This is a genomic window from Mucilaginibacter endophyticus, assembly GCF_003351025.1.
Lineage (GTDB): Bacteria > Bacteroidota > Bacteroidia > Sphingobacteriales > Sphingobacteriaceae > Mucilaginibacter > Mucilaginibacter endophyticus.
This window is the reverse complement of sequence record NZ_QPCG01000003.1, coordinates 123761-145854: the sequence shown is the minus strand read 5'-3', so window position 1 is coordinate 145854 and position 22094 is coordinate 123761. Positions and strand designations below refer to the sequence as shown.

The 22094-nt window shown below is 43.5% G+C and carries 18 protein-coding genes; 11 read left to right on the top strand and 7 right to left on the bottom strand.

Annotated elements, in window-relative coordinates; all coding sequences use genetic code 11:
• Positions 1-2295 (top strand): GH92 family glycosyl hydrolase, encoded by a 2295-nt coding sequence (locus DUL71_RS13990; protein WP_279629791.1) that lies wholly within the window; start codon positions 1-3, stop codon positions 2293-2295.
• Here DUL71_RS13990 and DUL71_RS13985 read toward each other — a convergent pair.
• Complete coding sequence (locus tag DUL71_RS13985) at positions 2292-3290, bottom strand: LacI family DNA-binding transcriptional regulator (RefSeq protein ID WP_244228752.1); 999 nt, start codon at positions 3288-3290, stop codon at positions 2292-2294. The two genes, DUL71_RS13990 and DUL71_RS13985, sit on opposite strands and share 4 nt — an antisense overlap.
• 238 nt (positions 3291-3528) lie before the next feature.
• On the opposite strand from DUL71_RS13985, the gene DUL71_RS13980 reads away from it, so the two are divergent.
• The gene (locus DUL71_RS13980; protein ID WP_114938699.1) at positions 3529-4410 is read left to right on the top strand and encodes an inositol oxygenase family protein; all 882 of its coding nucleotides are present in this window, start codon (positions 3529-3531) and stop codon (positions 4408-4410) included.
• A 111-nt stretch (positions 4411-4521) separates the two neighbouring features.
• Here the strand turns inward: DUL71_RS13980 and DUL71_RS13975 are convergent, their stop codons facing one another.
• From DUL71_RS13975 to DUL71_RS13960, 4 genes are all read right to left on the bottom strand, one after another.
• Positions 4522-5418, bottom strand: a complete 897-nt coding sequence (locus DUL71_RS13975) for an alpha/beta hydrolase (RefSeq protein ID WP_114938698.1) — start codon at positions 5416-5418, stop codon at positions 4522-4524.
• A 139-nt stretch (positions 5419-5557) separates the two neighbouring features.
• The gene (locus DUL71_RS13970) at positions 5558-6631 is read right to left on the bottom strand and encodes an SDR family oxidoreductase (RefSeq protein WP_114938697.1); all 1074 of its coding nucleotides are present in this window, start codon (positions 6629-6631) and stop codon (positions 5558-5560) included.
• A gap of 92 nt (positions 6632-6723) precedes the next feature.
• Complete coding sequence (locus tag DUL71_RS13965) at positions 6724-7305, bottom strand: Crp/Fnr family transcriptional regulator (RefSeq protein WP_114938696.1); 582 nt, start codon at positions 7303-7305, stop codon at positions 6724-6726.
• A gap of 432 nt (positions 7306-7737) precedes the next feature.
• Complete coding sequence (locus DUL71_RS13960) at positions 7738-8853, bottom strand: WD40/YVTN/BNR-like repeat-containing protein (protein ID WP_114938695.1); 1116 nt, start codon at positions 8851-8853, stop codon at positions 7738-7740.
• 357 nt (positions 8854-9210) lie between these two features.
• On the opposite strand from DUL71_RS13960, the gene DUL71_RS13955 reads away from it, so the two are divergent.
• On the top strand, positions 9211-10050 hold the full coding sequence (locus DUL71_RS13955) for a patatin-like phospholipase family protein (RefSeq protein ID WP_114938694.1): 840 nt from the start codon (positions 9211-9213) through the stop codon (positions 10048-10050).
• 111 nt (positions 10051-10161) lie between these two features.
• Here DUL71_RS13955 and DUL71_RS13950 read toward each other — a convergent pair whose 3' ends face one another.
• Both DUL71_RS13950 and DUL71_RS13945 read right to left on the bottom strand, forming a co-directional pair.
• Positions 10162-11481, bottom strand: coding sequence for an SGNH/GDSL hydrolase family protein (locus DUL71_RS13950; RefSeq protein WP_114938693.1), 1320 nt, complete (start codon positions 11479-11481; stop codon positions 10162-10164).
• Positions 11482-11501: 20 nt separating this feature from the next.
• On the bottom strand, positions 11502-12725 hold the full coding sequence (locus DUL71_RS13945; RefSeq protein ID WP_114938692.1) for an OmpP1/FadL family transporter: 1224 nt from the start codon (positions 12723-12725) through the stop codon (positions 11502-11504).
• Between the two features lie 219 nt (positions 12726-12944).
• Here DUL71_RS13945 and DUL71_RS13940 point away from each other — a divergent pair, with 219 nt between their 5' ends.
• From DUL71_RS13940 to DUL71_RS13905, 8 genes are all read left to right on the top strand, one after another.
• Entirely contained in the window at positions 12945-13832 is an 888-nt protein-coding gene (locus DUL71_RS13940; protein ID WP_114938691.1) for a helix-turn-helix domain-containing protein, read from the top strand.
• Between the two features lie 346 nt (positions 13833-14178).
• Complete coding sequence (locus tag DUL71_RS13935; RefSeq protein WP_114938690.1) at positions 14179-15975, top strand: acyl-CoA dehydrogenase family protein; 1797 nt, start codon at positions 14179-14181, stop codon at positions 15973-15975.
• Positions 15976-16191: 216 nt separating this feature from the next.
• A complete protein-coding gene (locus tag DUL71_RS13930; RefSeq protein ID WP_114938689.1) occupies positions 16192-16935 on the top strand; it encodes an electron transfer flavoprotein subunit beta/FixA family protein in 744 nt (247 codons plus the stop codon).
• Positions 16936-17179: 244 nt separating this feature from the next.
• Entirely contained in the window at positions 17180-18157 is a 978-nt protein-coding gene (locus tag DUL71_RS13925) for an electron transfer flavoprotein subunit alpha/FixB family protein (RefSeq protein WP_114938688.1), read from the top strand.
• 13 nt (positions 18158-18170) lie between these two features.
• A complete protein-coding gene (locus tag DUL71_RS13920; RefSeq protein WP_114938687.1) occupies positions 18171-18614 on the top strand; it encodes an acyl-CoA thioesterase in 444 nt (147 codons plus the stop codon).
• 94 nt (positions 18615-18708) lie between these two features.
• A complete protein-coding gene (locus tag DUL71_RS13915) occupies positions 18709-18978 on the top strand; it encodes an acyl-CoA-binding protein (protein WP_114938686.1) in 270 nt (89 codons plus the stop codon).
• Between the two features lie 250 nt (positions 18979-19228).
• A complete protein-coding gene (locus tag DUL71_RS13910) occupies positions 19229-19681 on the top strand; it encodes a DUF2147 domain-containing protein (RefSeq protein ID WP_114938685.1) in 453 nt (150 codons plus the stop codon).
• A 31-nt stretch (positions 19682-19712) separates the two neighbouring features.
• A complete protein-coding gene (locus tag DUL71_RS13905) occupies positions 19713-22094 on the top strand; it encodes a 3-hydroxyacyl-CoA dehydrogenase/enoyl-CoA hydratase family protein (RefSeq protein ID WP_114938684.1) in 2382 nt (793 codons plus the stop codon).

Here is a 22094-nt window from a genome sequence, read left to right as displayed (position 1 = left end):
ATGATCTTAAACATTTGTCCGAAATTAAAACGGAAGGTATACCCCTTGATGCTGCTTTCGTTAGTGGCTGTTACTGCAAACGCTCAACAAAAAGCTACTAAAGTAAAAAAGGACGAGGTTGACTATGTTAACCCGCTCATCGGTACTGCTTCAACCGGTTTTGCTAAAGGGCTTGACGGCGGTGGTACCATGCCCTGCGTTAACGTGCCGTTTGCCATGACTAATTTTGTTGCCCAAACCGGCGAGAATAAAATGAGCAAAATGAGTTATACCTATGAGGATAACTCGGTAATAGGCCTGATGGCCTCGCACCAGCCAACCGTTTGGATGGGCGATTATGGTTATGTATCTGTAATGCCCCAGATTGGCAACCTGCGCGTGCTGCCCGAAGAACGCAAGCTGATGTTTGACCATAAGGATGAAGTGGCAAAACCTTATTATTATTCTGTAAAGCTAAAAGCGGCTGCCAACACAAATATCAAGGCTGAAATAGCTGGGTCCAATACCTGCGGTATGTTTCGTTTTACCTTCCCAAAGGCAGATCAGGCACATTTGATCATTCAGGGTATTAACCTAAACCCTGCACTTACCGATTGGGCCAATGACTTTAAAGTAAGGATGAAGGAGCTGCGTGGGTATGTGCATATCGATACTGTGAATAATGAGATAACCGGTTACAACCCCGACAGGCAATCGGCGCAGCTTGGTCCGCCATTGAAAAACTTTAAAGGTTATTTTATTATCAAATTTGATAAGCCTATTCGTAGCTATGGCACCTGGGATAACCAAACCATCAAAAAAAGAAGCAAAGAACAATTTGGTACCCGTATGGGCGCTTACGTTTCGTTCAAAACAACGGGTAGTACTGTTGTGAAAGTTACCGTAGCTACATCATTTATCAGCATCGACCAGGCACGCCACAATCTTAAACGCGAAATCCCTGACTGGGACTTTGAGAAAGTGGTGAAAAGCACCCGCGATAACTGGCAGCAACAACTGAAGAAAGTGCAGGTAGCTGATATTACCGACGGGCAGAAAACAATTTTTTATACGGCATTATTCCACACGCTGCTTTTCCCAAGGGAGTTTTCGGAATACGGCAGATATTACAGCGCTTTTGACGATAAAGTACACAATGGCGTTTCTTACAATGATTATTCATTGTGGGATACCTTCAGGGCCTTGCATCCATTATTAACCCTCACTCAGCCCGAGCGTGTAAATGATATGGTGAAATCACTGCTGCAAATGTACCAGGAGGGCGGATGGATGCCAATGTGGCCTAATCCAACCTATACCAATATCATGATAGGCACCCACGCCGATGCTGTAATTGCTGATGCTTATGTTAAAGGTTTTAGGGGTTACAGCGCAGCTTTAGCTTACGAAGCATTACACAAAGACGCTTTTACAGCACCTGATGGCGATGTTCAAAAGAAATGGGGCGACCGTGACTTGTGGACAAGCTTTGAAGCAAGGGGAGGACTGACTAATTATCATAAATTAGGCTACATCCCTGTAGATAAAACTAAAGAGTCGGTATCCCGTACCATTGAGTATGGTATTGATGATTACTGCGTTGCCCAGCTTGCGAAAGCCTTAGGTAAAACCGGCGATTATAACCAGTTGATGGGCTGGAGCAAGAACTATAAAAATGTATACAATAGTTCAACCGGCTTTATGGCCCCACGAAATGCGGATGGAAGCTGGTCGGCCCAACCTGATAGTGGCTTTACCGAGGGCACAAAATGGACATATACTTTTGGCGCTATGCAGGATGTACCCGGGATGATCGCTCTTATGGGTGGCGAAAAAGCTTTTGCCGATAAGCTAACTCACAATTTTAATGACGGACATTACAGGGCTGATAACGAGCCGGGCCATCATTACATTTACCTGTTTAACTATTGTGGCATGCCATGGAAAGCGCAGGAACTGGTAAGGCAGCATACTTCGTGGCAAAATTTCAGGAATGCGCCTATCGGTATAAACGGTAACGATGATTGCGGGCAAACATCTGCCTGGTATATTTTCAGTACTATGGGTTTCTACCCGGTAACGCCGGCTTCAGGCTTGTACAGTATTGGCGCCCCTCAGTTTCCGTACATAGCTATGAACCTGCAAAACGGCAATAAGCTGGTGATTAAAGCTACCGGCCTTTCAGCCCAAAACAAATATGTAAAATCGGTTACTTTTAATGGAGTAGCTATAAAGGATCATACGATATCACATGAGCAGATAAGCCATGGAGGTACTTTAGCGTTCACTATGACCAATATCCCTCAAAAAGATTAATTGGAGGCTGTAGATGCCCTTGCAATCAGTTGTGAAGGCATCACCAGCTCTTGTTCTGCTGTAATAATCCTTCCCGACAAGCGGCCGAAAAGTATTTCGGCCGCTTGTTTTCCCATATCATAGGCCGGTTGCAAAATGGTGGTTAGCGGCGGATTAAGTATAGCTGCTGTAATCTGGTTGGTGAAACAGATCACTTTAACATCATCCGGGATATGCAGCTTGAGCTCGTCGCAGGCCAGGTAGGTTGAGGTGGCTAAATGCTCAACCGTTGCTACTATGCCATCGGGCATTGCGGTGCTCAGATGTTCTTTAATGATCCCAACATTTTCAGTATTATATTTATTTGAGCAGGTTACAATCCCTGTTTCTTCAATCGTGATTCCATTATCGGCCAAGGCTTTCCGGTAACCCTGCTCACGGGCTGATAAAATGCTTGGAAAGCCGCTGATAGTAATTAATGAGATGTTTTTACATCCTGACTGTAACAGGTGGCAGGTAGCTGTATAAGCGCTATTAAAATCGTCGGTTATAACTTTATCCGCGTTTACGTCCTCACATACCCTGTCAAAAAAAACGATTGGGATACCCGTCTCTTGTAAGGTTTTTATGTGAGAGGTATCTTCCGTGTTACTGGCAACAGACATGATCACGCCATCTACACGACCGCTGGCCAGGTCACTAAGCATAGATGCTTCGCGTTGGAAATCGTCGTGTGTAAGGTAGATCAGGGAATGATATTTTTCGGGAGCAATGATACTTTCAATACCATTAATAGCCTGGCTAAAAAAACTATCGGCAATTTCGGGAATAATGATAGCTATAGTATTGCTGCTCTGCCTGCGGAGACTGCTCGCGTAAACGTTAGGTACATAATTTAAACGGCGCGCCGCCTCCATAACTCTTTGTTTGGTTTCCTGGCCAATGTCATAACTATCGCGCAGGGCTTTTGAAATAGTAGCGGTGGAGAGCTTAAGCTCTGCCGCCAGTGTTTTCATATTCACCTTATCGCTTTTATTACCGGAGACCATTGTAATGAGATGTTTAATTGAGCCCGGCAATATAACGAAAAAAGGCCTTTGGCTATTATTTTAGGTCTTGTTTTAACACGCAGAGACTTAAACGATTAAGCAAATAAATATCCCAAATTTGGTAAAATTGATGTTTGGAATCAGGAAATTTGAGAGAAGACATAAGCAGAATTGTCCAACAATGCTGCTTTAAACCAACCAAATTATGAGCCAGATTAGCAACACACAAAATCAAGGTCCGTTAAATTCAATAGATGAATGGGAAGACGATCTGTTAGTCCGTTATCCTGATGCCGATACCATTGCCGCAGGCAGGGATACCGAAGCTTACCGCGATTATGAAAATAATTTAAAAGATAGTGTGCGGGAGTTTTACCGCTTACAGCATATTAACCAAACTTATGATTTTGTTCTGCAGAAAAAAGAGGAATATCTGAAGTTTGATAAAAAAGAAATGTCTGTTTGGGATGCGTTTGATTTCCTGAACCAACTGGTTGATGACTCAGATCCGGATACCGATCTTGACCAGCTACAACACCTGTTGCAAACTTCAGAAGCTATCCGTGCCGATGGTCGCCCGGACTGGATGGTGTTAACTGGTTTGTTTCATGACATGGGCAAAGTATTATGCCTTTTCGGCGAACCTCAGTGGGCTGTGGTAGGGGATAGCTATCCGGTAGGCTGCGCGTTTTCTGATAAGATCATTTTCTCCGAATACTTTGATCTTAATAAAGACCACCATGATCCGCGCTATAACACCAAATACGGTATTTATGAACCCAATTGCGGTTTAGATAACGTACACATGACCTGGGGCCACGACGAATATGTTTATCACATGCTGAAGCCATATTTGCCAGAGCCGGCTTTGTACATGCTTCGCTACCATTCGTTTTATCCACAACACAGAGAAAACGCTTATAGTCACCTCATGACGGCTCATGATCACCAATTGTTTAAAGCGGTTAACCAGTTTAACCCTTACGATCTTTATTCTAAAAGCCCGGTACCTCCAAACTGGACAGAATTAAGGCCATATTATGAGGACCTTGTGGCTAAGTATTTGCCATCGACATTGAAGTTTTAAAACAAAGCAAAATATACAAAAACAACCGCTGCAGATCAATAATTTGCAGTGGTTGTTTTGTTTTAAGTGGAAGTTGCCTGTTTCTCTGATAGTGCAATAGCAGTCCCTGTTCTATTTAACTGCAATTGGGTTAGGTTTTAAGAAACCTTCAAGGCCCATCCATTCGCCAAAGCGTTCAATCCATTTATCAGTAGGTAAATTTTGTTTGCGCATGCCAAAACCATGCCCTCCTTTGGTATACATATGCAGCTCGGCAATGTGTTTTGAGGCTACCCATTTTTGATAGATATCAACGCTGTGCGGGGCGAGGCCCAGTTCGTCATCGGCGGCGGCGGTTACAAATATCGGTGGGGCATCGGGTAATATTTCTGATTGTAACTCCGCAGGGAAGAAGGGGTACAGAAGCGCGACAAAATCAGGTTTGTTTGCCGGGGTATATTTATAAGCAGATGCCGCTGCAAGGGTGCCGCCCGCCGAAAAGCCCATAATGCCTATTTTTGAAGGTGACAAATTATATTCCGCTGCATGCTCACGCACATAACTTATGGCCAACCGGGCATCCGCAAGCGCCAGCGGGAATAGCTGTACCACATTATCGTGGTAACTTTGGGTTTTATAGTTAGCGGTTACCTCATTCACCGGGTCGTTTGTGAGACTATGGATTACACGATACTTAAGCACAAAGGCAGCCACGCCATGTTCATTTAGCCATTTAGCTTCTTCGTTTCCCTCATTATCGATGGATAGCGTCTGAAAGCTTCCCCCGGGACAGATAACAACCGCCGTACCTGTAGCTATCGCCGGATCAGGTAAGAAAACGCCAAGTGATGGATGAACTACATTATATACCTTACGGGTATTAGCAGCATTATGTTCGCTCACCGCTTCCTGCCATGTCCAGTTTTCTGATCCGGGCGCATTGCCTTTATAAAGCTGAATAACTTTTTGTTGTGCATTTGCGAAGTATGCGGTAAAAAGTAAGAGATAAGCGAGTAATTTAAATTTCATAGCGGGGACATTTTTGAAAACCAATGTACCTGCTATGAAATTACGCCTGAAATAACATTTTGTTAATAAATTGACCACCTTAGTTACCCGCCATATGCCGCCGAAAACGAAAATATGTTTTCTATCGGATATACTTGTGTTAAGGTATAAGCCTTTCTGCTTTCAAACGCTCAAACAGATCGAAGAAGGAATCACGGGTATCCTGGTATTTTGTAAAGCCTAATTTGCGGCTTTTAGACATATCTGTCATTACTTCAATAGGACGGCCAAGATCCAGGTCGGTATGCCATGCAGATGATAAGCGGGCCAGTTGGGGTTCTTTTAACGAATGTTTTTTTGAGATCTGCTCCCATAATTGGGCATCATTGGCCATTTCGTTTTCAAGTAGATGCACGGTTCCGTCAAAGCCGTGAGCCTCAACGCCGAACCATGCTGCGATCTGTTCCCACAGCCAATTCCAGCGGAATATATCTCCATTGGCTACGTTGAATGCTTGGTTGGCTGCTGCATCAGTTGTTGAAGCCCAGATCATATGATCCGCGAGTAAACGGGCGTCAGTTACGTCAGAGAGCCCTTGCCATTGCGCGGCCGAGCCAGGAAACCGGAATGCTCTCCCTGTTTCCTTGCAAATACTGGCATAAACTGCCAGGGTAGTACCCATATTCATCAGGTTGCCTACTGCGTAGCCAATAACGGTATGGGGCCGGTGGATACTCCATGTAAAACCATCCCGTTCCGCCGCCGCGTATACAGTGTCCTCCTGTGCATAATAAAAGTTCTCAATAGCCAACCTCGGATGCTCTTCGCGTACGGGTGTAAGCGGTAAGGCGCCTTCTTTAGCATAAGCCTCAAAGGGGCCGAGGTAATGTTTTAAGCCGGTCACCAAAGCAACATGCTGAACACTTTTTTTGGGAGACAGCACTTCTAAGATATTATTGATCATAAGACTGTTTACCCGGATATTTTCCGCTTCGGTGTCATTCCGCATCCAGGTGGTTAAATAAACGTGAGTTGGATTTATTCCGGCTAATGCCGACTCCAGGTTGTTTTTATCAAGAAGGTTCGCAGCAACCGGATTAAGTCCTTTAAGTCCAATTTCCGGCCTTCTTGCTAGTCCATAGGTATCTATACCTTGTTTAATCAGTTTTTCTGCAAGATTGCTTCCGGTTATCCCACTTGCGCCGACAACCAATGCTTGTTTTATAGTTGACATCTTTTCAAATTTTAAGATGCCAAATTAGATTCATTAAATTTGATGCCCAATGATCCTGCTCAAGAAATACGCTTGATCTGGATCAAGCCAGGTTATTTTCTTGATGCGATATTTTTCTTGATTCGGCTTAATGTTTCCGGTGCGATCCCGAGGTATGACGCGACCAGATTTTGCGGCAGGCGTTCAATGATCTGGGGGGAAGATTCGCTCAACCGCAGGTATTTTTCCTCGGCGGTATCCGTGATAGAACTCATTAAGCGGCGTTCTTTCGTCACTATGCTGTTTTGATAAAGTATCCTGAAGTACCGGTCCATCACAGGAATGGCTACTGTAATAGCTTCATAATTAGCTTTTGAAATTAAGAGCGCCTCAGTATCTTCAATGGCATCAATATTAAAAACGGCCGGTTCACCGGAAAGAAAGCTATTGAAGTCAGAAAGCCACCAGCCTTCCCAACCAAATACACTCATGTGTTCGTTTCCCTGTTCATCTACATTATAGGTTCGCAGCAAGCCTTTGGAAATAAAGGCCAGGTTTTTACAAATGTCACCTTCCTGAAGCAGATACTGTTTTTTTCTTAGCTTTTTAGGAACAAAAAACTCTTGCAGACGAATCTTATCGGTGTCGCTAAGTGAAACTTTTTGTTGGATATGGGAAATCAATACTTCAAACATGCGAGTTGTAAATTCTCACCAGCAAAGATAGTTTATTGTCTATCTCAAAATACATTGGCGGTGCGAAACATATTCTGCCGGAATGGCAATCTTGCCCGGCAGTTTTATGCTATTGAATATCAGTTTATTTACAATAACAACCTGGGAGAGGCGCTAATCTTTCAATATTGGATTTAAATAGTTTAGGCAGAAAATTTCGACAACAAAAAAGCGATTAGTGTTTTTTTACTAATCGCTTCATTTTTAAGTATCCATGACGATACGGGTTTTCAAATATTTTATTGAGAATTTGAAAGTTTTAACGCATTTAATGGTTCAAAACTATAATTTTTGAATAAGGCTGCGGGAAAAATATCCAACATTTATTGAATATAAAACTGATACCGCTGATGGTCCTTTTTTATGAGTAGTATTATAGGGCTTTGGGATTTTTCAACATCCTTTATTTGGCATGACATAAATTACGTTGCCTGAAACAGATAAATTGAAGCCCCTGTTTTCTACGGAAGGAAGTACCAGCGGTTTCCATGTTTTGCCCATGTCTGATGACCGGAATATACCATCTGAACGACCGCATATTAAATATTTGCCCATTTGTTTAATAGACAAAATATTCGACGAAGATTGAAGTAAGCCTATTTTTTTCATTAATAAGCTATTCCAGGAAGGCTGAAGTTCTTCGCCTATAGCATTCCAGGTTTTTCCGCTATCCAGTGAAATGTGTAAACTGTTTGTATTGGTTATTGTGTTGTTTATTATAGCAGCAAATCCACCATCAATACGTTCCACAGTTATACCAGCGCCCCCTTCACTAAGCACCTGATACCAGTTTTGACCATTATCTGTCGATCTTAATATTCCATCCTTATTGGTGGCCAGGATTACACCGTTTGACTCAGCCAATTTCATTGAGCCGTCTCCAACATGCACTTGTTCCCAGGTTTTTCCACTGTTAGTTGATCTGAAAAGCATGTTGTTGGAGCTAATGAAAACCGTGCCCCCGGCGGTTTCAAAAACGCTGCGTACTTCCCGCTCTTTATAATTATTGTACATCCAATCTATCGTTTTGTCTATGCGTACAGCTTGCTCCTGAAAATTCGTGTACATGGGCTTCCAATCACTCGTGCCATTTATTTTTTGTAAAAATTGCCCCCTGAAATTATATGCAAGTATCCCGTTCTTGCCAGGGGCAATATTGCGTTGTTCACCACGGAGAATATCTTTTGTCCAAAAAGGAATTGTGGAATTTGGTTCACTGTGATAAACTCCGTTACCCGCACGTAAATAGAGCCCACGGTCATTTGCAAATAAACCATTAATCCACACACCCTCTCTCTGCAAATTTTCAGGCAGTCCGTCGCTAATGTTCTGCCATGTTTCTCCGCCATCAGTAGATCTGAAAACGATGTTCAAAAGCCCTGATTTTGTCCCTTCTGTCTTTTTTTTCCCAGCTTCCTTTTCTTTTAGTACAAAAGAATTTAGTAGAAATAATACCAGGAGGATAGCCGGAACAAACACAAATAATTTTTTCACTTTTTGATTTTTCATAACCTGTTAATTTGATGAAACAAATCTACTTTGGTGTTTTGGGGCTTAAGTAATCAGGATTGTAAATTAAAATGTAAACTTTGTAAATAAATAGTAAATAGAATGTATTATGGTCGAAACCTCCTCTGCTGTAAAGAAATTTTCGATTTTAGAGAGCCTGTAGGAAGATGGGGGCGTATTGACTCAAAGAGCTCTGTGGCAGAGCCGCGACTATGTTGTTTTGACGAAGCAGGGGCATTGTTTAAGCATAGAAGTATGATTTGAACGAAAAATTTATCTTATTTAAATAAAGTGATATATTGACCTCAACACTCCGGTAGCTTGTCATAGTTAGCGGCTAATGATAACCTATACACAATGAATACAAACATCGATCAAAATGGCTCTAAAAAAATAGGATTAGTGTTGTCCGGAGGCGGAGTCAGAGGCGTATCGCACCTGGGGGTTATGCAGGCCCTTACCGATTATGGTATCAAGTTTTCGCATATATCGGGTACGAGCGCGGGTGCAATAGCCGCGGCTTTTTTTGCAGAGGGGTATGCACCAAAAGAAATTTTAAGGCTCATCAAGGAAAACAGCCTGCTTAAGTTGTTACGCCCGGCATTTGGCAGCAACGGATTGATCTCTATATTACATACCAGGGTATTGATCAATAAATACATTTCGCATAACTCCTTTCAAAACCTCAAAACACGTGTTACCATTCCGGCGGTCGACATTGGAGAGGCAAAACTGGTTTACTTTACCGAGGGAGAGCTGGATATAGCCATCTTAGCCTCCTGTTGTTTGCCCGGTATTTTCAGGCCCATTAACATTAACGATCATATGTTTGTTGATGGGGGCATACTCAATAATTTCCCGGTTGAGCCATTGGTAGGCAATTGCGACCTGATCATAGGTTCATGCTGTAATCATTTGCCTGTTGTTTCAACAATTAAATCCTTCGGCAACCTGGTTGACAGGGCTGCCATGATAACGATTAATTCGAGTCTTAATGCGCATAAAATGTTGTGCGATATAGTTATTGAACCGCATGGTTTAGGCGGCTATGGTATTTTTGACATGGACGCCGCTGAGGAAATTTATATGATAGGTTATGAAGAGGGGTTAAAAACAATCAACGGTAACGAAAAATTAAGAGAGGTTATCAAGGGAGAAAAGGGTAAAAGCCCATCTGCAGACAATACAAATGTGTAGCTTGGGTAATTTTAGTCATAATTCGAAAGTCTTAAGTTCTAAGTTAATGAGGGATAATAAAACCTTCTTATGACTTAGAACTTAAGACTTTCAACTTTTCATTAAAGACTATCAGGGAAACTTAACCCCATTATAATCTGATATGTTTACCTGCGGTATTGATGAGCTGTATTTGTCATTAATAGCCTTAATAAATTCATTGGCCACAATAGCATATCCACGCGGCGTAAGATGTACGCCATCCAATGAAAACAGGCCGCCGCTGATGTAATTAGAATTAACGCTTACACCGTTTACCACAAGACCGTTCTGTTTTATATTTTGTAAAAAGGTATAGGCATCAAATACTGCCAGCCCTTTTGATGCTGCTACTGATTTTATGGTGGTATTATAAAAAGTAACATAATCCTCGGTAAGGGCAACCTCTTTTTCGTCAAGCACATACTGGTTGTCGATAGGTGTATATGGCGTTAAACCATAAGGAAGGTTACCAACAGGTGTTGCAACAGGCTGCCCTATTTTGCTTGTAGGGAAGGTAAGTATGACAAGATCATTAGTTGTTGCCGCACGTGGTGCATAAGTACTGCCCGAAACCAGCGCATTAATATACAAGGCCTTTACACTTGGGTTCGCTTTCTGTACCCCGGCGAGTATAGCAGCAACGGTAACAGTATTGAAGTATGGTATCGAAGTTACATCAGGTACGGTTGCAACCACGCCTTTTTGCCCTTTGGCAGTAAGGGTGTTTATCAATACATTATATAAAGCAGCAAAAGTACTTTTATCGGTCAGTACGTCGCCTGCACCGCCTGATGTGGCATATCCCAAAGCATCGTTATTCCCTAACCAGTTAGAGAAGAAAGTGAATGGTTTAGACATAACAAAATCAAGATAGGTGGTAGAGTTTGTTGGCGCGTTACCGGGTAACAGGCGTTCAAAATAGCCGTTAAGGTTACCGTATGGCGCGTAAGTAATATGCATAAGTTTAATGCCTGGCACGCCATAATTGTTGATATCGCCGGTGTATTTGGTATATAAAGTAACGTTTCCAAAGCCGGGGACAGGCAATACCCCGCGTATTGCCAGGTTGGTAGTTACCGGAGTAGTAATAGGAGTACCGTCGGCATTAAACCCGGTGAGCGATAAATAGCCCGATCCGTTTGCCTGGGCGGTATTGAATAATGGCTGCGAAAATGTACCGCCACCCACCGACTGCATTTGTTTACCTATAATGCTGGGATAAGATACCTGCTGGCCTGCAAGATACAAGCCTCCGTCGGCATACCCGGCTGTGAGTGAATTGCCCAACGCGATGTATCTTGAAAAATTAACAGAACCTGCAGATGGTTTTGGGGTATGTATCTCGGGTTTGCAGGCACCTAATAAAAATAAACCTGCAATAATATAAATATGTAGTTTCAACGTTTTCATGAATTGATTTCTTTAAAAGATTACCAATGATAAGCCAATGAGATACCTGGTATATATACATCGGTTTTAAATGTTCCGGATAACCGCGATTCGAAATTGGTTTGGGTGCGCTGCATCAGGTGCTCATACTCAAAGGAAATATCTATATCGAGGTGTTTGGCAACAGTATAACCTAAACCAAGTGTACCGTAAACCCGGTTGGCATCTGGAGCTTCGGGAGTTACATAGCCATCCAAAACGGCGGTGCTGGCATAGCCGCCGCCAAAACGCAGGGCAAGTTTATCATTTGCCTTGTACTGAGCGCCTCCGCGTAAACTATACGCCTGCTGGTAATTTCGGGCAGACTTAGTATCCTGTAATACTGCTGTGTTGGTTTTATAATCAAATGATAATGTTTTATAGCTATCCCAGTTTACGAGGTTAACATCCAGCGCCAAAATCCATTTACTGCCCGGATAAAATCCGAAGCCGATAGAATTAGTAGCAGGCAATGGTATGGTTGATCTAAAAGTATTGGGCTGCGGAAAACTGCTCTGTAATGATGCAGGTACAGTAAAAATGGCATCGCCGGCCGGAATCGTAGTATTCACCTGCGAGCGGTGCGTGATTCCAATGGTGATACCCGCTTCCGTTTTAAAGTAAACGCCCGCATTCCATCCGTAACCTTTGCCGCTACCCTTTAACCGGGCCTGGCCAACATCGCCATTGCTGTTTGCCAGCGGGATGGCCCGTGTCAGGTCAACACTGCCGCGGTTGTAAACAAATCCTCCGCCAATACTCATCCAATCGGCCAGTTTTACGCTCAGCGTAGGTTGAATATAAATGGCTTTCAGATTAAGGCTTTCCAGCACGTATTTACCCTGCCAGGTGTTTCCCCAGTCGGTTAAACCGCCAAAGGGAGTATAAACACCAACGCCCAGTTTCCAGAATGAAGATTTTGGTCCCCATACTGCATAAGCATGAAATGGGGTTGCCACTTTATTTGAAGTGTGGTTTTGGATTGATGTTCCAGCCGGGTTGAAAACAGATTTGAACAATAGGGGGCTTATTCCTCCCTGTATGTAATTTTCGGAGAGCATGGCCACCGCACCCGGGTTAAAAAATACGGAAGCGCCATCCTGTACAATGCCTGTACCGGTATGGCCCATACCTATTTGCTTTTGCCCTTCCAAATTAACCTGGAAACCCTGGGAATAAGCTAATAGCGGTGCTATGGTAAGCACCAGGAGTAGAATTTTTCTCATAAGATTATAATTGGTTGGCGACAGGAAATTGCTTTTAGGTTACAATTTGAAACTATCAGGGATAAAATTAGTTTGGATTGAAAAGAAAAAAAGGGCTATAATGCGGAGATATTAGTCAAAAAGTCGGATAAAACTTATTTTTAATATCAGATAAGAAAAATTGCCTTATAACCGTCTTTTTTAATAAATGCAGTAACTGAATTATAATATCTACACTATATGAATAATAAGGTTGGACAGTTAAGCCTGTCGAAATTTGCAGATCTATATGCAGACAAGCTGGCCGGTGCCGATTTTTTTGTTGTTGATGAAAAGCAACTATTAAGCCTGAGCGAATATCCCTATCGTTCGGATGGTTATATCATCGGCATTTGTACACGGGGAACTGCCAAGGTTGAAGTAAACCTGCAAATTTACGATGCTCACCCGGATGCCATGCTGCTGGCAACCCCTTTTCATGTTTTAAGAATATACAATAGCAGCCCCGATTTTTTATGCCGGTTTGTTGTATTCAGTAAAGCTTTTTTGATCGAAAACAGCGTTAATAGTCATTTTCTTGAATCGTTCAGTTATTTTAACAGTGCATCTATCCCGGTGATCTATCCGGATAATGCCGATGCCAAAATGATACTGGAGATTTATTTATTGATCAGGCAAAAACTGACACGTGAAGGACATCCATATCATGTTGAAATATCAAGGAGTATTTTAGTGACATTGCTTTATGAGATCCAGGCTATTTACGAAAAGCAGCATACCATAATAAAAGGTAAGCAAACCAGGAAACAGGAGCTGAATGTACTTTTCCAGGCCCTGGTTTTTCATCATTATAAAGAACACCGCAACGTACAGTATTATGCCGATGCACTTTATGTTTCCTCAAAGCATTTAACAGAAACCATTAAGGAAGTAACCGGAAGAACTGCCGGCGAATGGATAGATGATGCCGTGATTCTGGAAGCCAAGGTATTGCTGAGAAATCATGAAATAAGTATTGCACGGGCGGCCGAGAGTATCCATTTCCCCGATCAATCTTCGTTTGGCAAATATTTCAAGAAGCATACCGGCATGTCGCCCTCTGATTACAGGGCGATATCTGCGCATTGATCTGGTAGTTACGAGGTTCATCCTGTGGTCTGTTTAATCACCATAGGCGTACGAAGGAGTTTTTAATTCCCTCCTTGGGGAGGGGCGCGTTGGGATTGTGTAGTTGCAGGGAGGGGTTTATGCAGCATTTCAAACGAACAAACCCCTCCCTACACCCTCCCAAGGGAGGGAATCGCACATTTCCCCCGCTCTTTTTGTTTTCCCAAACACTTCTACCAATATCTCCAAACCCCATCCTTCCCCTCAATCGTTTCCGACTTTTTGACTAATATCTCCGCATTGCTGCCCTTTCTTTGGTTTAATAATGCCTCTAATTTTACTCCTGATTATAAACCAATAAAACTTTATGAATGCCACAGAACCGATGAAAGCCATAAAAGGAGGCGAGTTTTTGATCAGGGAAACTTCCGCGGATAGCATTTTTATTCCCGAAGAATGGAATGAAGAACAGTTGATGATCGCCGAAACATGTACCAATTTTCTTGCACAGCAGGTAACACCAAATTTGCAGCGTATTGATGAGCAGGAGGAAGGATTAATGCGTCACTTAATGGATGAGGCCGGCGCATTGGGATTGTTAGGCATATCCGTACCTGAAGAATATGGTGGTTTCGGTAAGGATTTTAAAACCGCCATGTTGGTTACCGAAAAGTTAGGCGCGGGGCATTCGTTTTCCGTTGCTTTTTCGGCGCATACGGGTATAGGCACTATGCCAATATTATACTATGGTAACGATGCTCAAAAACAAAAATATATCCCCAAACTGGCAAGTGGCGAGTGGAAGGGGGCATATTGCCTTACAGAACCAGCCGCCGGCTCGGATGCCAATTCGGGTAAAACCAGGGCAAAGCTTTCTGCCGATGGTAAGCATTATCTTATTACAGGTCAAAAAATGTGGATCACCAATGCGGGTTTTGCTGATGTGTTTACCGTTTTTGCCAAAATTGATGATGATGAAAACCTGAGCGCTTTTATTGTCGAAAAAGATTTCGAGGGACTTTCGTTAAATACGGAAGAACATAAAATGGGTATTAAGGGAAGCTCAACCCGACAGGTGTTTTTTAATGATTGCAAGGTGCCGGTCGAAAACCTGCTTTCCGAGCGCCAGAACGGATTTAAGATTGCCGTTAATATCCTAAACCTCGGTCGTATCAAATTAGGCGGCGGAACCGTTGGCGCAAGTAAGGATGTGATCACGTCATCGGTACGCTATGCCAACGAACGGGAACAGTTCGGGCGGGCTATTTCCAAATACGGGGCTATAAAATATAAACTGGCCGAACAGGCCATCCGTACTTACGCTGCCGAATCGGCGGTGTACAGGGCCAGCCAAAATATGGAAGAGGCTACAGAAATGTTAATCGCATCGGGCCTTGACGAAAACAAAGCAAAGTTGAAGGGTACTGAGCAATTTGCCATTGAAGCCGCAATACTTAAAGTACATGCTTCAGAGGTTTTGGATTATGTAACTGATGAAGGTGTACAGATTTACGGTGGTATGGGCTACAGCGCAGAGGCTCCAATGGATAGGTCATACCGCGACTCAAGGATCAATCGCATCTTTGAAGGTACCAATGAAATCAACCGGTTGTTAACCGTAGATATGATGCTGAAACGTGCCATGAAAGGTGAGCTTGACCTTATGGGGCCGGCCCAGAAGGTAGCCGGCGAACTGGTAAGCATTCCCGATTTTGGCGCAGCTGAAGAAGATGGCTTGTTTACTAAAGAAAAGAAATATATAGCCAATTTTAAAAAGGCCATATTGCTGGTTGCGGGCGCCGCTGTTCAAAAATTGATGACGCAATTGGGTAAAGAGCAGGAAGTATTGATGAACCTGGCCGATATGCTGATAGAGCTTTATGTAAGCGAATCGCTTCAATTGCGGGTGGAAAAATTGGTTGGTTTAAGGGGCGAAGATGCCTGCAAAGAGCAACTGGATATGATGCACGTATATATCAATGATGCCGCAGAACGCATTGCAAAAATGGGCAGGGAAGCGCTAAACTCATTTGCCGAGGGCGATGAAAGAAGGATGATGCTGATGGGCCTTAAGCGCTTCACCAAAACTGAGGATATTAATACCACCCAGGCACGCAGAAATATTGCAGCAAAACTGATTGCTGAAAATAAATATTGCTTTTAGTTTTTAAAATCCCCTCTTGAGAGGGGGCGCGAAGGAATGGGCGGTAGCAGGGGTGTGTTTCTCCAACAAGTTTATCAAAGCAGAAACACACCCCTCCACCCCTCTCAAGAGTGGAGTCGCACAAGCCCGCGCTTTTACTCCTCATGTTAACGGTAATGGGCATGGGACTTTCATTTCCCTTAAATAATATCAACCTAAAAAAACGAAAAGCTGATAATGAGAATATTAGTATGCATAAGCCAGGTGCCCGACACGAGCACTAAAATTGTATTGAAAAATAATAATACCTCGGTTAGTAGTGATGGCGTTACCTGGGTAATCAACCCGTACGATGAATGGTATGCATTGATCGGGGCTATCGAATTAAAAGAAAGCGGCATAGCCACCGATGTTCACCTCGTAACCGTGGGTAAAGCCGATGTTGAGCCCGTGATCAGAAAAGCATTGGCGTTGGGTGGTGATGAGGCCATCCGCATTGATGCAGATAGTAACGACCCTTACGAAATAGCGCATTATGTAGCGGAGTATGCAGCCGGAGCGGGTTATGACCTTGTCTTATGCGGCAAAGAATCTATCGATTATAATAACGGTACTACAGGTGCTATGCTGGCCGAATTGCTGGACATTGATTACATTGGTTTTGCAAGCGGTATCCAGGTAGAGGCTGGTACCGCTTTGGTAACGCGTGAAATAGAAGGCGGTGAAGAAACAGATGCCTGTAATTTGCCCCTGGTTATTTCCTGCCAAAAAGGTGTTGCCGAAGCCCGGATCCCCAATATGCGCGGTATAATGGCTGCTCGTACCCGTCCGTTAAAAGTTATCACGCCTTCAAAAATAACAGCAGTAACAGAAATACTTTCTTATGAATTGCCGCCGGCCAAGACAGGTATCAAACTGGTAAGCCCCGACAATCTGGATGAATTGGTAGAACTGTTGCATACGGAGGCCAAAGTTATTTAATGATCATATTTATTCCGGCCACTGGTGCCAGGAAGATTTAAAAAACATGGGGATTGTGCGATTCCCTCCCTTGGGAGGGTGTAGGGAGGGGTTCATCAATACATATGTTCGCCTGAAATAGCGAACAAACCCCTCCCTGCCGACGCACATTTCGGCCGCAACCCTCCCGAGGGAAGGAATTAAAAAATCTTCCAAACGCCCATAGTGAACTACATCGGAGCATCTCAACTAAAAAAAATAAAAAATGTCTGTAATAGTATTAATAGAACATACCGGCGGAATTATAAAAAAACAAAGTTTTGAAGCAGTGCAATATGCCGCGCAGATAGCCCGAAAAATAGGTACTACAGCAACTGCCCTTGCTTTAGGCAGCGTGGCCACTACAGAAATGGAAGGCCTTGGCCAATACGGGGCTCAAAAGGTGCTACACGTTGCCGATGGCCGTTTGAACGAGCTGCATTCCAGTGCGTATGCCGGTGCATTGATAGCCGCAGCACAAAAGGAGGATAGCAAAGTGATTGTGACTCTTCATGACATTAAGGGTAGGGCAGTGGCACCTCGGGTAGCTGTAAAACTAAAAGCAGGCCTTGTGGCCGGCGCGCTCTCGTACCCTGATACAGAAAAAGGATTTGTGATTAAAAAAGCCGTGTTTTCGGGTAAAGCATTTGCGTATGTTAATATTTTAAGTGAGGTAAAGATAATTATGCTGATGCCTAATACCTTCCCGGTGAAAAAGCTGGAGGGTAAGGCAGTTGTAGAGCAACTGGATGTAAGCTTTAGCGATAAAGATTTCGGCGTAAAAGTTAAATCGGTAAACAAAGTAACCGGCGAGGTTCCGCTCGCTGATGCCGAACTGGTTGTTTCGGGTGGTCGTGGATTAAAAGGGCCTGAAAATTGGGGTATCCTGGAGGACCTGGCAAAAGAACTGGGTGCTGCCACTGCATGTTCGCGCCCGGTGGCCGATTTGCATTGGCGACCGCATCACGAACATGTGGGCCAAACAGGCGGCACTATTCGTCCTAATTTGTATATCGCTGTTGGGATCTCGGGAGCTATACAGCATCTGGCAGGAGTGAATGGTTCAAAAACTATTATAGTGATCAACAAAGACCCGGAGGCCCCATTTTTTAAAGCTGCCAATTATGGTGTAGTTGGTGACGCATTGGAGATTTTGCCACGACTAACAGCTGCTGTTAAAAAGTTTAAGGAACATCATCAATAAAATAATCACGGCTATGGATTTTTTTTATGAAGGACAGGTGCTATGGTCGCAGATAGATTCGAACCAGCACATGAGGCATTCTGCTTACGCAGATTTCGCAGCGCAGGCCCGTATAATTATGCTGGAAAGCCTGGGTTTAAAATTGCCCACACTTTATGAATACAAAATAGGACCGGTATTATTTAGGGAAGAGATGATTTACCTGCGAGAAATAGGGATCAACGAGCAGATCAGGGTAACCTGCGAACTCATCAGGTCCCGGCCTGATGGTTCGCGCTGGGCAATCAGGCATGAACTATACCGGAGTGATGGTGTTAAAGCTGCTATCGTAAATGCCGAGGGCTCATGGATAGATATGGAAAAGCGTAAACTCGCCATATTACCTTCGGAGCTAAGCCAAATGTTTATGAAAGCACCCCGCAGCAGCGATTATGTTGAGGAGGGCAATACAGTCTGAAGAGATTTACCTGTCAATAATCAACTGAAACGATTAGTAGTTCAGCAGCTTTAAGCTTTATGCCTTCCGCTTTTAGCTTTTAAATAATTTAACTATGACCAACCTGAAAGACACCTTTGAAAGTGCTGTTAAAGAGAGTAAAGAATTGCCTTCAAAGCCAGATAATGAAACATTATTACGCCTGTACAGTTTATATAAACAAGCAACGGAAGGTGATATAAATACAGAAAACCCTCCTGGTATGTTTGATTTTGTGGCTAAAGCAAAGTATGATGCATGGTTAAAATTGCAAGGTACTTCTGCAGATGATGCCATGCAGCAATATATCAATTTGGTAGCGCAGTTATCAAATAAAACCAATTAGCTTTAATCCGAAATATTGACAAATGTTTCCGCCGTTTAGACCTTTATAAAGCGCCGCAGAAATAGATATTTGTTATTATAAACCAGCCGGTATTTACCGGGACTAAAATTATTTAACCATTTTATAATTCTATTCTGTCTCTTTTTTAGATGGGTTTTAATTGATGCCGGGTATCACTACCTGGTAAAACCTAAAACGCATTTATACACCCGTAAAAGAGCTATTTTAATTATAAAAAACACCTAATACAATGCCAGTATCAAAAAAACACTTCGTCCGTTTTGCATTAATCCTGCTAACTATTGTAGCTGTAAGTATCAACGCAAAAGCGCAAACCGATAAAATTGAAGGTTTATGGTACAATGATGTAAAAAGTGCCAAAATCCAGATCACTAAAGAAGGCAACGGCAAGTTTTACGGCAAGGTGGTATGGCTTAAGGAGCCCTTAAAAAACGGGAAGCCAAAGGTTGATGAAATGAATACCGATGAAAAGCTGCGCTCAAGACCGAGGTTAGGCTTGCCTGTATTAGCCGATTTTGTGAAAGATGGTGATAACAAATATTCGGGCGGAACAATCTACGATCCCAATAACGGTAAAACATATTCCTGCAAAATGACCTACAAAGGCGAAACGCTTGATATCCGCGGATACATCGGCATTTCACTTTTCGGGCGTACAACTACCTGGTCGCGGGCAGAATAAATTAAAGAATTAATAAAACAAGCAGATACTAATGGATGCTAAACGAATTATAAAAAAGGTTGCAGTATTAGGGTCGGGAGTAATGGGCAGTCGCATAGCCTGCCATTTTGCAAATATCGGCGTACAAGTACTGTTGCTTGATATTGTACCTAAGGATGCCCCACCGGCAGATAAGAAAGCGCGGAATAAAATTGTGAACGATGCGCTTGACTTTGCTTTAAAATCAAACCCTTCGCCCATCTACCTTAAATCATTCGCAAAGCGTATCACAACCGGGAATTTTGAAGATGATATGCCCAAAATTGCTGATTGCGATTGGGTGATAGAAGTGGTGGTTGAGCGGTTGGATATAAAACAGCAGGTGTTTGAAACGGTAGAAAAATACCGCAAGCCCGGAACGCTGATCACTTCAAATACATCCGGCATCCCGATACATTTAATGGCCGAAGGCAGGAGCGATGATTTTAAAAAACATTTTTGCGGCAGCCATTTCTTTAACCCGCCGCGGTATTTAAAACTACTGGAGATCATTCCTACAAAAGGCACCCTGGCAAGTGTTGTTGACTTTTTGATGGAGTATGGCTCAAAATACCTTGGAAAAACCACGGTGTTGGCCAAAGATACGCCGGCGTTTATCGGCAACCGCATCGGGGTTTTCAGCATCATGAGTGTTTTGCATTATGTGGAGCAAACCGGTATGACCGTTGAAGAGGTTGATAAGCTCACAGGGCCGGTGATAGGCCACCCTAAATCGGCCACATTTCGTACCAATGATGTGGTAGGCTTGGATACCATGGTGCACGTTGCCAATGGCCTTTACCAAAACGCGCCCGGCGATGAGGCCAGGGAGTTATTCAAGGTTCCTGAATTTGTAGATGGAATGGTGAAAAATAACTGGCTGGGCAGTAAAACAGGTCAGGGGTTCTACAAAAAGGAAAAAGGTGAAGGAGGAAACCAGTTTTACGCGCTTGATCTGAAAACGCTTGAGTACAAGCCTTCCCAAAAAGTAAAATTTGCTTCGCTTGAAACTACAAAAGCGGTTGATAATCTTCGGGATAGACTTAAAATCCTGGTTGCAGCAAAAGACAAAGCCGGCGACTTTTACCGGGCCACCTTTTACCAGTTATTTGCTTATGCCAGTAACCGCATCCCCGAAATAGCCGACGAACTTTATAAAATAGATGCTGCTACCAATGCAGGCTTTGGCTGGGAACTGGGCCCTTTTGAAAAATGGGATGCGCTTGGCCTTGAGGATACAGTAAAAGCTATGGAAGCTGCAGGGCATAAACCTGCTCAATGGGTATATGATATGCTTACGGCCGGTGCAAAAAGCTTCTATAAGGTGGAGGATGGTAAACGCCTGTACTATGATATCCCATCAAAAAGCTACAAAATAATTCCGGGTACGGAGGGTCTTATCTTACTCAATAATATCCGCGAAACCAATACAGTTTGGAAAAACAGCGGTACTACCATTACCGATATCGGCGATGGCATCCTGAACCTTGAATTTCATACCAAAATGAACACGATAGGCGGCGAGGTGATTGAAGGTATAAATAAAGCAATTACCCTTGCCGAAACGAGCTACCGGGGACTGGTTATATCAAACGAGGGGGCAAATTTCAGCGCGGGGGCTAATGTCGGGATGATATTCATGATGGCTGTTGAGCAGGAGTTTGACGAGTTGAATATGGTGATCAAGGCTTTCCAGAATACCATGATGCGGATCCGTTATTCATCCGTACCTGTCGTAATAGCGCCCCATCAAATGGCCCTGGGTGGTGGCTGCGAAATGTGCCTGCATGCTGATAAGGTGGTAGCACATGCCGAACTGTATATGGGCCTTGTTGAGTTTGGTGTTGGCTTGATACCGGGCGGCGGAGGGACAAAGGAATTTGCCCTGCGTCTGTCAGACGAACTCCAGGAAGGCGATGTAGAACTCAATAATTTCCGTGATCGTTTTTTAACCATCGGACAGGCTAAAGTATCCACTTCGGCTTATGAAGCTTTTGAATTTGGCTACCTCAAAAAGGGTAGGGACGTAGTCGTGGTATCGCGTGACAGGTTACTTGCCGAAGCAAAACAACAATGCCTGCAGATGGCAAACGAAGGGTATGTACAACCTATCCCGCGCGGTGATATCAGGGTGTTGGGCAAACAGGCTCTGGGTTTGGGTTATGTAGGGGCCAATACCATGTACAGCGGCAATTACATCAGCGAGCATGATGTGAAGATCTCGCAGAAACTGGCCTATGTACTTTCCGGGGGGGATCTGTCCCAACCTTCAATGGTGAGCGAAGAATATTTGCTCGGATTGGAGCGTGAAGCATTTGTTTCGCTTTGCACCGAAAAGAAAACGCTCGAGCGGATCCAATCCATTTTAACCGGCGGAAAAGTGTTAAGGAACTAA